The organism is Pseudomonas sp. PICF6, from assembly GCF_009831705.1.
In the GTDB taxonomy this organism is placed as follows: Bacteria; Pseudomonadota; Gammaproteobacteria; order Pseudomonadales; family Pseudomonadaceae; genus Aquipseudomonas; species Aquipseudomonas rhizophila.
Genome location: NZ_WUUD01000013.1, coordinates 407054 through 420218, shown reverse-complemented (window position 1 = coordinate 420218; position 13165 = coordinate 407054). Strand labels below are relative to the sequence as shown.

Here is a 13165-nt window from a genome sequence, read left to right as displayed (position 1 = left end):
TCTGCCAACTGGTCTTGACCGGTACCAGCGTCGACGGCAGCGAACAGGCGTTTGAGCTGTGCCAGCGCCTCGATGACACCGGGGAGCGGCTGTTTTCCACCGCCGGTGTTCACCCCCATAGCGCCAGCGACTGGACCGCCGATAGCGCCAGGCACCTCAAAGACCTGCTGAAACAAGACCGCGTTCGCGCAGTGGGTGAATGCGGGCTGGATTTCAACCGGGACTTCTCCCCGCGCCCGCAGCAGGAAAAAGTCCTGGAAGAACACCTCGCCCTGGCGGTGGAGTTGCAATTGCCGGTCTTTCTTCACGAACGTGATGCCGATCAGCGACTGCTGGAAATCCTGCGGGAGTTTCGCGACCAATTGCCCGCAGCGGTGGTGCACTGCTTTACCGCTGAAAAAAAGGCCCTGTTCAGCTATCTAGACCTGGACTTGCATATAGGCATCACAGGCTGGATCTGCGATGAGCGCCGGGGCACCCATTTGCATCCATTGGTACGGGAAATTCCTCGCACTCGCTTGATGCTTGAAAGCGATGCACCGTACCTGTTGCCTCGCACACTGCGCCCCAAACCCAAGAATGGTCGAAACGAACCGGCCTACCTGACGGAAACCTTGCGCGAAGTCGCCTTGCACCGGGGGGAAAGCCAGGAAGACCTCGCTGCCCATAGCACCGCCTGTGCCCGCGCGTTTTTTGGCTTGCCCACCCTCTCCTGACCCAATGAAAACCTGTGGGAGCGAGCCTGCTCGCGATAGCAATGGATCAGCTTGCCCATAGGCCGACTGGTACACCGCTATCGCGAGCAGGCTCGCTCCCAAAGGGGATAGGCGTTGTCTGTTGACCCATATCAACACCCCACACCTTGGATAGCGGCACAATAATGGCACCTTGCCAAAACTGTTTCCGCTATCAGAGAAGACCTTCCATGGGTGCCTGGCTTAGCAATATCTCACTGAAGTACAAATTCTGGGCGGTCAATGCGGTCGCCTTTGTCACGACCTTGCTGCTCGTACTCTACGCGGTGCAGCTCGAACAACAGGCGCGCAACCATGCGGCCCAGGCAAACGCCCAGGCCCAGGCACGCTTGCTCAGTGCCTGGCCTGCCGGGCAGCCATTGCCCAAGGCCGATCACCTGCTGGCATTCCAGCGCGGCCAGATTCCCACATTGAACGATCAATCATTGCCTTCAATAGCAGAGGCCAACGGCTGGGTAGCACTCTCGGCCAGCCCCCTGTTGGGCGACAACCCACTGCTGGGCGCCGAAGTAATCCGTGGCGGTGACGGCCAACAGTTGGCCGTGCTGGCCCAAGGCGCAAGCCTGAGCCAGGTGTTCAGGGAACGCTTCAGCCAATACGCCGTGGCGGTGTTCGTGTTGATGCTGGCCATGCTGGGCGCATCGCAGCTGCTAATCCGGTTTCTGCTCAGCCAGCTCAACACCCTGAAGGATGTGATGCTGCACGTGGAAAAAACCGGTGACCTGTCCGCCCGCGTCCCCTTGGCCTGCAAGGACGAAGTGGGCCAGATGGCGGCGGCGTTCAATGCCATGCAAGCCGGATATCAACGTGTGGTTGACACCGTTGCCAGCACTGCTCGGCAACTGGACAGCGGTGCAGCACGCCTGGCATCGAGCATGAACGATGTTCGCCACGGCATGCTCGGCCAGCAAAGCGAAACCGATCAGGCGGCGACGGCGATCAACGAGATGTCCGCTACGGTTTATCACATCGCCCAACATGCCGGCGCCACCCGCGACCTGTCGAAAAGCGCCGATACCTTGGCCGGCAATGGCCGCGAAGTAGTCAGCCGGGTGCAACAGTCGATCACCGGGCTCTCCCGCGGCGTGCAGCAGACCGCCGAAATGATCCAGCGCCTGGCCGAGGACAGCCAGAAGATCAACAGCGTGGTCAGCGTGATCCACAGCATCGCCGAACAGACCAATCTACTGGCGCTCAACGCGGCCATTGAAGCGGCGCGAGCCGGGGAAATGGGTCGAGGGTTTGCAGTGGTGGCCGACGAAGTACGCAACCTGGCCAAGCGGGTACAGACCTCCACGGATGAAATCACCGCCATGGTGTCGGCCTTGCAGGCGGGAACCCGGGACGCGGTGGATTTCATGCAGGAAAGCTCCTACAAGGCCGACGATTGCGTGCAACAGGCCCGGGAAGCCGGTGAGGCTCTGGAGCAAATCACCGGGGCGGTGGCGCAGATGCGGGAGAGCAACACCCAGATCGCCGTGGCGGCCGAGCAGCAAAGCCAGGTTGCCGAGGAAATGAACCGGGCGGTCGTGAGTATTCGTGACGTGACTGAAAACACCGTGCGCCAGACGGTGGACTCGGCCACCACCAGCCATGAACTGGCAACGTTGGCCGGTGAGCTGAACAAGGCGATCGGGCAGCTCAGGCTTTAGGACCCCGCTGCCAATTGACCTGCCTGGGAGAGTTCTTGCGGCCTGGGGTTTATCTGTGGGAGCAAGGCTTGCCCGCGATGAAGACAATATGGTCTCCCTGGGGAACGAGGCGCCTGCATCGCGGGCAAGCCTTGCTCCCACAACGGTGAAAGGCTATGGCCACCTATCACGTCGATAGCCAACCGCGATTCGTCGCGCTGCCCGGCCGGGCTTACGCTTGGGTTACTCGGTTAGCGAACTCAAGGATCAGCATCATGGGCAAACGTCACCCCCACTTCCCGGCCTGGCAATGGCGCACCTGCCTTGACCATCATGGTCACCCGAGCAATCCGGTGTTGCACCAGATTGCCGTACCGCTGTTCATCGTCGCGTTTTTGCTGATGGTATCGGGGGTGTTCAGCCTCAGCCTGGCCAATGTCGCCATCGGCTCCCTCGGCATGATTGCCGCACTCGTGTTGCAGTGCCACGGTCATGAAGAGCCTTAGGCGAAAACTGTCACTGTCTGCCGGCTCAGGGCGATCAAGCGACCATCCGCGCTCCAGAACCTGGCGGCGACATGGCCGTAACCGTCCTGAGCATGCTCGATCTCGGCCAGGTATTTACACCAGTCCAGTGTCGTGAGTTCCAGCAGTGGCTGGACGAACTCAATGGTCCAGGTGAGCGTACTGCCCGGTGCCATTTGAGTGAGATGGGGTAGCAACGCCGGAGGCCAGGCATCGACCAATGCCAGGATGTGCCCCTCGTTCAGCGGCTCCTCTTTGACATCACCACGCAAGCGCACCCAGCCCCCCATGCTGCGGGATTTGTTGCCGGTAAACGGCAGGCCACCAACACTCCAGCACAGCGCCAGGTGACGCATGAATTCCGGCGTAGCGCCCTTGATGTAGGGCAGTTCCTGGCATTGCTCCACGCTTTTGAACTCAGGCGCGGGGTCGGCCTGGACCGCCACCACGGAAGAGCGCGAGGCGCCGAAGCTGCCTTGTACCACGGTCACTACCTGACCGTTCTGTACCGCTCGCCCCAATACTTGGCTGACCGCCTTGCCTTCACGCAATACGTCGACTTCGAAACTGACGGGTACGTCGGCCGCTACCGGCCCGACGAAGGTGATCGCCAGCGAACGCACCGGGCGATCCGCCGGAACCCGCGCACGCATCGCTTCATATTGCAGCGCCGCCACCAGACCGCCAAAACTGGCGCGTCCCTGGCCCCATTCAGGCGCGATGATCACGCAGTCAGGCTGACGGCGCACGGCATCGATCAAATCGGAAAAGCGCATGACAACCTCGAAAACATGGGAAAAAGATGCAGGAATCTTAACCAGCCCAGACGGGTGGCACAGCGCTCATTCTGGCCAAAGAGACTGACAGATAGGCCGCGGCATCCCAACCCCCGCCAATCTACTGTGGGAGCGAGCCTGCTCGCGATAGCGGTGAGTCAGCTTGAATAACTGGTGACTGACGCGGCGCTATCGCGAGCAGGCTCGCTCCCACAAGGGAATATCTGCAGGACTCAGGATTTTTTGAAGCAACTGGCAACGAGTTTATCGAGCACTTTATCGGACTTGGCCTCGGCCTTTTCCATGGTGCTGAGCCAGACCGGCACGCAGGATTGCAAGTCGCTTTCCTGCTTGGCCCTGGCCAGCCATTGCCAGCAATCGTGCCAGTCCCCCAAGGCGCCTTGGGCGGACTTGAGCCGTGGCATGGCCGCTTCGGGTAGGCGGTCAAGTTCGGGGTAGGCTTCGATGGCGTAGCGCACACGCTTGATCAGCAGCCGCAAACGGTGGCGATCATGGGCCGGATCGCCCAAGGCTTCGCCGAGTTTCTTCCATTGTTTGTCCAGGCGCTTTTCGATGCGTTTGCGCAGACCTTTAAGCAGGTCCTGACGTTGCGCCGCGCGAATGAAGCGCGGGAAAGCATCAAGCACCATCAGCAATTGGGCCAGCTCCGGGCTGCCGGCAACGGCGGGATAAGCATCGGCCATTTGCACCTGGCGCCGCCGCGCGGCTTCGATCTTGCCGTGCTGCTCAAGGTAGGCGGCCAGCACTTCCCGGTCACGCAGGGGCGTGGTCAGCGCGCCGACCGCCGAGGCCGCCGTTTCCAGCTGCTCGACACCGGGCAAACCGCGCAACGGACGAAGCAAGCTGCGCAAACGGCGAACCGTGGTCCGCAGGTCATGCAGGGCTTCACTGTCGGTATGGGCATTGAGGCGGGCCTGACAGGCCAGCAGCCGGACTTCCAGGCCCAGTATCCGGGCCACCAGCCGATCAATCATGGGGACGTACTCCGTACGTAGCGTTGAGCGTCAAGCTGCAAGCTTCAAGTGAGGAGCAGAGTGCTCCCCTAACTTGTAGCTTGCCGCTGACAGCTTGTCGCTGCTATTAACGCCCTGCGCGGGATTCGCGGATGTAGAAACGGGCCTTCTCGGCCTTTTTGGTGCACCCCTCAAACGCTTCGAACTGCTGCTGGGTCTTGGCGCCGGTCAACAACGACAGGGCCTTGGAATAACTCACGGTGCCGGCAAAACCTTCGGCCTTGGCCAGGTCCAGTTCGCGCCAGGCACTGTCGAGCTGGCTGCCGCAGCTATCGCGGTAAGCGGTCTTGCCGGCACAACCGGCCAGGGCCAAAACCATCAAGGATGCCACCAGGGGCAGACAAATCCGGGCTTTCATCAATTACACCTCAAGTCAGGTCAACAGTCGTGCAAGTAAGACGGTCCAGCCCGCAAAAAGTGCCAATGCCCGACCGCGTAAATACAAGTGTGGGCGAGCATACGCAAATGCCGGCACGGCGTATCAAAAAACGACACCTGCGCCACAACGATTGAGCCCAGCCGTCGATAAGTGCATTGTTAAAGTCTGTTTTACAAGAGGCCGGGTCATGACAAAACGTGTCGCATTGGTACTGGGATCGGGTGGCGCCCGGGGCTACGCCCATATCGGGGTGATCGAAGAAATCGAACGACGTGGCTACGACATCGCTTGCATCGCCGGCTGCTCCATGGGTGCCGTGGTGGGCGGAATCTATGCCGCGGGCAAGCTCGACGATTATCGTAACTGGATTGAAAGCCTGGATTACCTGGATGTGCTGCGACTGGTGGACGTCAGCTTTCGCCTGGGGGCGATTCGCGGCGAGAAAGTCTTCGGGCAAATTCGCAAGATCGTCGGCGAACTCAATATCGAAGACCTGCGTATTCCCTACACTGCCGTGGCCACCGACCTGACCAATCAGCAGGAAATCTGGTTCCAGGAAGGTTGCCTGCACCAGGCAATGCGCGCCTCGGCGGCGATTCCCAGCCTGTTCACCCCCGTGATGCAAGGCAACCGCATGCTGGTGGATGGCGGCCTGCTCAATCCGTTACCCATCGTGCCGGTGGTGTCGAGCCATTGCGACCTGATCATCGCGGTCAACCTCAACGCCACCAACCAGAAACAGTACCGACTGCCGGTCATCCAGCGCCCGGCAGCGTTCAAGCGTCGCTTCGACACCCTCGTCAGTTCCCTGGGCTCGCGTCTACCGTTCCGTCGCAAGCAAGCCGAGCAGTTGCTGCTGCTGGAACAGGAGGCGCTAAAAGCTGAAGCCGCCGAGATCAATCCATGGCTGGAATCCGCCGAGCCCGAGGGCCAACAACCGGCCGCCGCGCCGGAATCCGAAGGTGCGCCGAAATCGGCGACCGGTTCGTTCATCATCGACAACGTTGGCCCGGCCTCGCTGCTGGATCTGATCAACCAGAGTTTCGAGGTGATGCAGACGTCCCTGGCCCAATACAAAATCGCCGGGTATCCACCGGATGTGCTGATCAACGTGCCGAAACGGGTGTGCCGGTTTTTCGAGTTCTACAAGGCGCCGGAGCTGATCGCCCTGGGGCGGGAGATTGCCAGCGATACGTTGGATCGCTATGAGAATGAGCAGAACTGAATGTGGCACTAAACTCTGTGGCGAGGGGATTTATCGAAACGTCGCACCCCAGCGGGGATAAATCCCCTCGCCACAATAGCGCTTGGCTTGAAACCTTGTGGTTAAACACCACCCTCCCCCAACAACCGATACCCAACCCCCGCCTCGGTCGCAATGAACCGGGGCCGGGTCGGGTCGTCCGCCAGTTTTTGCCGCAGATGACCGACCACGATCCGCAAGTAATGGGTGTCTTCGGTGTGGGTCGGGCCCCAAATGTCCTTGAGCAATTGCTGCTGGGTAATGACCCGCCCTGGATGGCGCGCCAATTGCGCCAGCACGGCGTATTCCTTGCGGGTCAGGGCCACTTCAGTGCCATCGAGCAGAACCCGGCGATAAGCCAGGTCCACCGTCAGCGGACCAAACGTCAGCGCCGCTTCCCGCGCCTCGCCTGCCGGGGCCTGACGCAACAAGGCACGAATGCGCGCCAGAAACTCCTGGATGCCGAACGGCTTGGTGACGTAATCATTGGCGCCGTTGTCCAGCGCCTCGACTTTCTGCGCTTCGCTGGCCCGCACCGAGAGCACCAGCACCGGCACCGTGGACCATTGGCGAAACTCGCGCAGTACCTGCTGGCCGTCCATGTCCGGCAGGCCCAGGTCGAGCACCAGCAGATCGGGCTTGTTCAGCGCCGCCTGGGCCAGGCCTTCGGCGCCGGTGCCGGCTTCGAGCACCTTGTAGCCTTGGGAAGTCAGGCTGATGCGCAGGAATTTGCGAATCTGCGGTTCGTCATCGATGACCAAAAGGGTCGCGGTCTGGCTCATGAGGTCCGTTCAATGCAATCAGGTGGAAAGAGAGTAACCCAGCGCCGCTCAGGCTTCATCGTCCAGGCCCGGTTGTGTCTGTAATGGCAGGTGCAGGGTGATGCAGGTACCGCGTCCGTCCAGGCCGGTGTCCACGCTGATCCGCCCGCCATGGGCACCGACCATGCCCTGACAGATCGCCAGCCCCAGCCCCGTGCCCTGCCCGCCGCGATCCCCGCGCGCAGCGGTATAGAACATGTCGAAGATTTTCTCGCGCTCTTCTTCAGGGATCCCGGGTCCCTCGTCGGCCACGGCGAAAAAAACTTCGCTGTCCGTCGCCCCTGCGCTGAGCAGCAATCGCCCGTGAGTCGGTGAAAATCGTGCGGCGTTCTCCAGCACGTTCACCAAGGCCTGTTCGATCAACGCCGCGTGAACATACAACAACGGCAACTCGGCCGGCACTTCGATGCCCACCGTCAACGGTGCCAGCACCGCCCGCAACCGGTTCAACGCGCTGCCGACGATATCGGCCGGCGACACCCAGTCCCGCGCCAGCTTCAGAGCCCCATGGCCGAGACGAGTCATGTCCAGCAAGTTCTGGATGTAGCGATCCAGGCGCTCAGCTTCATCACGGGTGCCTTCCAGCAGTTCGCGGCGATCGGCCAGCGGGATCGCCTCTCCCAACGCCAACAGGCTGTCGATACTGCCGCGCATGGAGGTCAGCGGCGTGCGCAAATCGTGGGACACCGACGCCAACAACGCACTGCGCAGTTGCTCGGTTTCGCCGTGCAGGCGCGCTGCTTCCAGATCCTGGGCCAGTTGCGCCCGCGCCAGGGCCTGCGCCAGTGGCTGACTGAGAGCTGCCAGCAGACGACGCCGCTGGCCGCTCAACGGCTTGCCTTCTTTCGGGCAAACGCCCAGCAACGCCAGCGGGCCCTCCTCTGTCGACAACGGCCACCACCACCAGCGCCCGGACGGCAGCGTCCCGGTGCCGGCGCCGGCCGGTTGGTCGTGTTGCCAGGCCCAATCGGCGGCCGCGCGCTCAGCTTCAGTGAAGGTCAATGGTTCAGCTGTCTCAACCTTCCAGCCGTCCTGGCCGTCACGGTTGAGCAGGCACAGTTGCAGGTCGTGCCAGCCGTTGAGGTGTTGCGCGGCGGCGCTGATCACCGCCTGGCGGTCGGTCGCGGCGGTGAGTTTGCGGGACAGATCAAGCAGCTCGCCGGTTTCCTGCTGGGTCTCGCGCAGCGCCTGCAACTGTCGTCGCTGGCGGGCCGCAAGGTTGCCGGTCAGGGCCGCCATGAGCAAGAAGAACACCAGGGTGAGTACATCTTCTTCACGCTGGATGGTGAAGGAAAAATTCGGTGGGATGAACAGAAAGTCATAGGCCAGGAACGACAGCGCCGCGCAGGCCAGCGCAGGGCCGAGGCTGCTGCGAACCGCCACCAGCAACACCGCCATCAGAAACACCAGGGAGATATTAGGCAAGGGAAGAAGCCCGGAGACCCCCCAAGCCAGCGCACTGGCCGCCGCCGTCGCCAACAGCGCCAGCACGTAGTCGAAACCAGCCAGGGCGGCGTTTGAACGCTCACGGGCCGCAGGGGGCTGTTCATCGCGATCCAGTACGTTGATTTCCAGCCCCCTGGCATCGCGCAGCAAACGCGAAGCCAAGCCACCACCGAACAGCCGCCGGCGCAGACGCCGCCTGGACTGTCCCACCAGCACCAGCGTGGCGCGACGTTCGGTGGCGTGCTGGATCAAGGTCCTGGCGACTTCACCGGCCCGTAGCAGCACCACTTCCCCACCCAGGCGTTCGGCCAATTGCTGGGCATTTTGCAGGCGCTGGCGCGATGGCTCGTCCCGCGTGCTGCCGTTGTCCACGTGTACCAGGCTCCAGGGAAGATGCCGACGCTGGGCGACGCGGCTGGCGTGGCGCACCAGACGTTCGGCCTGGGCATCACCGTCAACCCCCACCAACAATCGTCCCCGCACCGCCGGAGCCGCCTGGCCCAGTTGGCGATAGCCCTGGGCAAGATCGTTGTCCACCTGTGCAGCGGCAGTTTGCATGGCCAGCTCACGCAATGCGGTGAGGTTGGTCTGGCTGAAAAATGCATCGATCGCAGCGCGCGCCTGTTCCGGCACATAAACCTTGCCATCGCGCAGGCGCTCCAGCAGCTCGCGCGGTGGCAGGTCGATCAACAGCAGTTCATCGGCCTCCTGCAGGACCCAGTCGGGCAGCGTCTCGCGAACTTGCACGCCGGTGATACCGCGCACCTGATCGTTGAGACTTTCCAGGTGCTGGACATTGACGGTGGTGTAGACATCGATGCCGGCGGCCAGCAACTCCTGAATGTCTTGCCAGCGTTTGGCATGTCGGCTGCCGGGCGCGTTGCTGTGGGCCAGTTCGTCCACCAGCACCAAGGCCGGTCGAGCCGCGAGCAGACCATCAAGGTCCATTTCCTCGAGCATCACACCGCGATACTCCGAACGCACCAGCGGCTGCTGCACCAGACCGCCGAGCAGCGCTTCAGTCTCACTGCGGCCGTGAGTCTCCACCACGCCGGCAACCACCCTGACACCTTGGCGCAGTTGCGTGTGGGCCGCCTGCAGCATGGCGTAGGTCTTGCCGACACCCGGCGACGCACCCAGGAAGACCTTGAGCCGGCCCCGGTCATTGCGGGGCAGCTTGGCTAACAGTGCATCGGCGCGGCCGGAGTCGCTCATGTGTTCGGGTTCTCTTTCAGATGTTGATCAAACGCCCTGTGGGAGCAAAGCTTTGCTCCCACAGGGGTCTACAGTTTTTCCAGCGCCAGGTTCAAGGCCAGCACATTCACCACCGGCGGCCCCACCAGCGGTTGCTCGATGTGAGCGTCGAGCAGTTGCTGCACGGACGATACCGGCAGATTGCGTGCGGCGGCGACACGCGCCAGTTGATAGGCAATCGCTGCCGGTGGCAAGTGGGGATCCAGTCCGCTGCCCGAGGTGGTCAGCAGCGCCAACGGCACTGGGCCTTGACCCGGCACTTGCAAGGCCTGGGCGTCACCGATCACCCGTGCGGCCAGGGCCGGATTGCTCGGGGAAAAGTTGCTGGCGCCGCTGGCTACCGTGGCGAAAGCACCCGCCGATGGACGTGGATGGAACCAAGCATCGCCCTGGAAATCCTGGGCGATCAACAGAGAACCGCGGACCTTGCCGTCGGCATCAACGATCAGGCTGCCGTTGGCCTGGGCGGGAAACGCGACTTGCGCCACGCCCGTAACCAGCAAGGGGTACGCAACGCCGGTGATCAGGGTCATCAGAAGCAATAGGCTCAAGGCCGGGCGTATCAGAGTGAACATCCAGAAATCCTCGAATTGAATGAAAAATTACCTGTGGGAACCACTTTGTGGGAGCAACGCTTGCTCGCGATGCGGTCACCTCGGTCTGAACCAACACCGCGTCATCGCTCATCGCGGGCAAGCCTTGCTCCCGCAAGGTGAAGGCGAGCGTTGGTTATCCGCTCAAACCAACCCCAACGCCGTCAGCAACATGTCGATCGCCTTGATCCCCACGAACGGCACCACGATCCCACCCAGGCCATAGATCAGCAGATTGCGCCGCAGCAGCGCCGCCGCGCTGGCGGCCTGCACCCGCACGCCACGCAACGCCAACGGGATCAGCACCACGATGATCAAGGCGTTGAACACAATGGCCGACAGAATCGCGCTCTGCGGGCTGCTCAGGTGCATCACGTTCAGCACACCCAGTTGTGGATAAATCGAGGCAAATAGCGCCGGCAGGATGGCGAAGTACTTGGCGATGTCGTTGGCGATGGAAAACGTCGTCAAGGCCCCACGGGTCACCAGCAGTTCCTTGCCGATTTGCACCACGTCCAGCAACTTGGTCGGATCGCTGTCCAGATCGACCATGTTGGCCGCCTCTCGCGCCGCCTGGGTGCCGTCGTTCATCGCCATGCCGACGTCAGCCTGGGCCAGGGCCGGCGCATCGTTGGCACCGTCACCACACATCGCCACCAGACGACCGTCATTCTGCTCATGACGGATGCGCGCCAGTTTTTTCTCCGGTGTGGCCTCGGCCAGCACGTCATCGACGCCGGCCTCGGCAGCAATGGCGGCGGCGGTGAGTGGGTTGTCGCCGGTGACCATCACCGTGCGAATCCCCAACTTGCGCAACTCGGCAAAGCGCTCGCGGATACCGGGCTTGACCACGTCCTTCAGATGAATCGCCCCCAGCAGCTTGCCGTCAACGCACACCAGCAAGGGGGTACCGCCGCTCTGGGCGATCTTGTCCACCTCCCGTGCCAGTGCAGGTGGCAGTTCGCTTTTCGACAGGCCGATAAAACTCAGCAACGAATCCACGGCCCCTTTGCGGTACACCCGGCCCTGATAGTCGACACCGGACAATCGGGTTTCAGCACTGAACGGCACAGCGGTAAGCAGTTCGGCGCCAGGCTCGGGTTGCGAATGCAAACCCCGCAGGTACTCGACGATGGACTTGCCCTCCGCCGTGTCGTCGGCCAACGAAGCGAATAACGCGCCTTCGGTCAGTTCCTTGACGCTCACGCCGGGCGCGGCGTGAACCGCGGCACAACGACGATTGCCGAAGGTGATGGTGCCGGTCTTGTCCAGCATCAGCACATGCACGTCCCCCGCCGCTTCCACCGCGCGGCCGGACTTGGCGATCACGTTCAGGCGCACCAGTCGATCCATCCCGGCGATGCCGATGGCCGACAACAGCCCGCCGATGGTGGTGGGAATCAACGTCACCAGCAGCGCCACCAGAAACACCAACGGCAAATTACCGTTGGCGAAATGCGCGAACGGCTGCAGCGTCACCACCACCAGCAGGAAGATCAGCGTCAGGCCGATCAGCAGAATATCCAACGCCACTTCGTTGGGCGTCTTCTGCCGCTTGGCGCCTTCGACGAGGGCGATCATACGGTCCAGGGTGGATTCACCGGGGTTACTGGTGACGCGCACCAGCAGCCAGTCGGAGACCAGGCGCGTGTTGCCGGTGACGGCTGAACGGTCGCCGCCGGACTCGCGGATGACCGGGGCCGATTCGCCAGTAATCGCCGCCTCGTTCACTGCGGCGATGCCTTCGATCACTTCACCATCGCCAGGAATCATCTCCCCCGCCTCGACGCGTACCACGTCGCCTTTTCGCAGGCGGGTGGCGGCTATCACCTCAAAGCCGTTGGCCGTCTGGCGACGTGCGCTCAGGCCTTCGCTACCGGCCTTGAGACTGTCTGCCCGGGCCTTGCCGCGACCTTCGGCCAGGGCTTCGGCAAAGTTGGCGAACAGCACCGTGAACCACAGCCACAGGGCAATTTGCGCGGCGACAAAAGTCGGCACGCTGCTGTCCGGAACGAAACACAACACCGTGGTGAGAATCGCGGTCAGCTCCACCACCAGCATCACTGGGGCACGGTGCAACTGGCGCGGATCGAGCTTGACGAAAGCTTGCACCAGCGCTGGCCGCCACAAGGCCGAAATCGCGGTTTTCGGTTGCTCCGACGCCTTGGCGACGACGGTTTTGCTCATTGGCATATTCATCATCAGATCCTCAGAAACCCAGGCTCAGGTGTTCGGCAATCGGCCCCAGGGCCAGGGTCGGCAGGAAGGTCAGGCCGCCCACCAACAAAATGGTCACGGTGAGCAGGGTCACGAACAGCGGGCCGTGGGTCGGGAAGCTGTTCGGGCCGATCGGCGCGGTTTTCTTCAGCGCCAGGCTACCGGCCAAGGCCAGAACCGGCAGGATGTAGCCGAAACGACCGATCAACATGCCCAGGCCCAGCATCAGATTGTGAAAGGGTGTGTTGGCACCAAAACCGGCGAAGGCCGAACCGTTGTTCGCACCCGCCGAGGTGTAGGCATACAACAACTGGCTGAAGCCATGGGCACCAGGGTTGCTCACCGCTGCAGCAGGTCCGGGCAGGCTCGCAGCAATGGCCCCCAGCCCCAACACGCTCACCGGCATGACCAACAGGGTTATCACCAGCAGTTGCACTTCCCTGGCAGCGAGCTTTTTGCCCAGGTATTCCGGGGTACGGCCAATCATCAATC

11 protein-coding genes and 1 pseudogene are annotated in these 13165 nt (G+C 62.3%); 4 read left to right on the top strand and 8 right to left on the bottom strand.

From position 1 onward, the window contains the following. The 3 genes and pseudogenes from GSM73_RS06935 to GSM73_RS06925 all read left to right on the top strand — a co-directional run. A partial coding sequence (locus GSM73_RS06935; protein ID WP_160892031.1) for a TatD family hydrolase occupies window positions 1-716 on the top strand: 716 nt, incomplete at its 5' end. A gap of 209 nt (window positions 717-925) precedes the next feature. Then, window positions 926-2407 (top strand): methyl-accepting chemotaxis protein, encoded by a 1482-nt coding sequence (locus GSM73_RS06930; RefSeq protein ID WP_047226342.1) that lies wholly within the window; start codon window positions 926-928, stop codon window positions 2405-2407. 254 nt (window positions 2408-2661) lie between these two features. After that, a pseudogene (locus GSM73_RS06925) lies at window positions 2662-2880 on the top strand (terminase); the annotation flags it as partial. An 8-nt stretch (window positions 2881-2888) separates the two neighbouring features. Here GSM73_RS06925 and GSM73_RS06920 read toward each other — a convergent pair. The 3 genes from GSM73_RS06920 to GSM73_RS06910 all read right to left on the bottom strand — a co-directional run bounded on the left by GSM73_RS06920 (window position 2889) and on the right by GSM73_RS06910 (window position 5078). Then, window positions 2889-3686 carry an acyl-CoA thioesterase II gene (locus GSM73_RS06920; RefSeq protein WP_047226341.1) on the bottom strand — a complete coding sequence of 266 codons (798 nt, stop codon included), beginning with the start codon at window positions 3684-3686 and terminating at the stop codon, window positions 2889-2891. Window positions 3687-3919: 233 nt separating this feature from the next. Continuing rightward, on the bottom strand, window positions 3920-4681 hold the full coding sequence (locus GSM73_RS06915) for a CHAD domain-containing protein (protein ID WP_076385730.1): 762 nt from the start codon (window positions 4679-4681) through the stop codon (window positions 3920-3922). Between the two features lie 106 nt (window positions 4682-4787). Continuing rightward, entirely contained in the window at window positions 4788-5078 is a 291-nt protein-coding gene (locus tag GSM73_RS06910) for a hypothetical protein (protein WP_039588883.1), read from the bottom strand. Between the two features lie 208 nt (window positions 5079-5286). Between GSM73_RS06910 and GSM73_RS06905 the strand changes: the two genes are divergently transcribed. Continuing rightward, window positions 5287-6324, top strand: coding sequence for a patatin-like phospholipase family protein (locus GSM73_RS06905; protein ID WP_047226339.1), 1038 nt, complete (start codon window positions 5287-5289; stop codon window positions 6322-6324). Window positions 6325-6425: 101 nt separating this feature from the next. Here GSM73_RS06905 and GSM73_RS06900 read toward each other — a convergent pair whose 3' ends face one another. The 5 genes from GSM73_RS06900 to GSM73_RS27065 all read right to left on the bottom strand — a co-directional run. Then, window positions 6426-7124, bottom strand: a complete 699-nt coding sequence (locus tag GSM73_RS06900; protein ID WP_076385732.1) for a response regulator — start codon at window positions 7122-7124, stop codon at window positions 6426-6428. Between the two features lie 48 nt (window positions 7125-7172). Next, window positions 7173-9824: a sensor histidine kinase KdpD gene (locus tag GSM73_RS06895; RefSeq protein WP_076385734.1), complete on the bottom strand. Its 2652-nt coding sequence runs from the start codon at window positions 9822-9824 to the stop codon at window positions 7173-7175. A gap of 68 nt (window positions 9825-9892) precedes the next feature. Continuing rightward, window positions 9893-10438 (bottom strand): potassium-transporting ATPase subunit KdpC, encoded by a 546-nt coding sequence (gene kdpC / locus GSM73_RS06890; protein ID WP_047226336.1) that lies wholly within the window; start codon window positions 10436-10438, stop codon window positions 9893-9895. A gap of 162 nt (window positions 10439-10600) precedes the next feature. Then, complete coding sequence (gene kdpB / locus GSM73_RS06885) at window positions 10601-12655, bottom strand: potassium-transporting ATPase subunit KdpB (protein ID WP_076385736.1); 2055 nt, start codon at window positions 12653-12655, stop codon at window positions 10601-10603. 10 nt (window positions 12656-12665) lie between these two features. After that, window positions 12666-13165: potassium-transporting ATPase subunit KdpA (locus GSM73_RS27065; protein WP_256676752.1), on the bottom strand; the 500-nt coding region annotated here is incomplete at its 5' end.

Bases quoted from the DNA above. Each gene is read 5' to 3' on its own strand.
- GSM73_RS06895 (WP_076385734.1), bottom strand. From the start codon at position 9,824: ATGAGCGACTCCGGCCGCGCCGATGCACTGTTAGCCAAGCTGCCCCGC.
- GSM73_RS06905 (WP_047226339.1), top strand. From the start codon at position 5,287: ATGACAAAACGTGTCGCATTGGTACTGGGATCGGGTGGCGCCCGGGGC.
- kdpC (WP_047226336.1), bottom strand. From the start codon at position 10,438: ATGTTCACTCTGATACGCCCGGCCTTGAGCCTATTGCTTCTGATGACC.
- GSM73_RS06910 (WP_039588883.1), bottom strand. From the start codon at position 5,078: ATGAAAGCCCGGATTTGTCTGCCCCTGGTGGCATCCTTGATGGTTTTG.
- GSM73_RS06915 (WP_076385730.1), bottom strand. From the start codon at position 4,681: ATGATTGATCGGCTGGTGGCCCGGATACTGGGCCTGGAAGTCCGGCTG.
- GSM73_RS06900 (WP_076385732.1), bottom strand. From the start codon at position 7,124: ATGAGCCAGACCGCGACCCTTTTGGTCATCGATGACGAACCGCAGATT.
- GSM73_RS06920 (WP_047226341.1), bottom strand. From the start codon at position 3,686: ATGCGCTTTTCCGATTTGATCGATGCCGTGCGCCGTCAGCCTGACTGC.
- kdpB (WP_076385736.1), bottom strand. From the start codon at position 12,655: ATGAATATGCCAATGAGCAAAACCGTCGTCGCCAAGGCGTCGGAGCAA.
- GSM73_RS06930 (WP_047226342.1), top strand. From the start codon at position 926: ATGGGTGCCTGGCTTAGCAATATCTCACTGAAGTACAAATTCTGGGCG.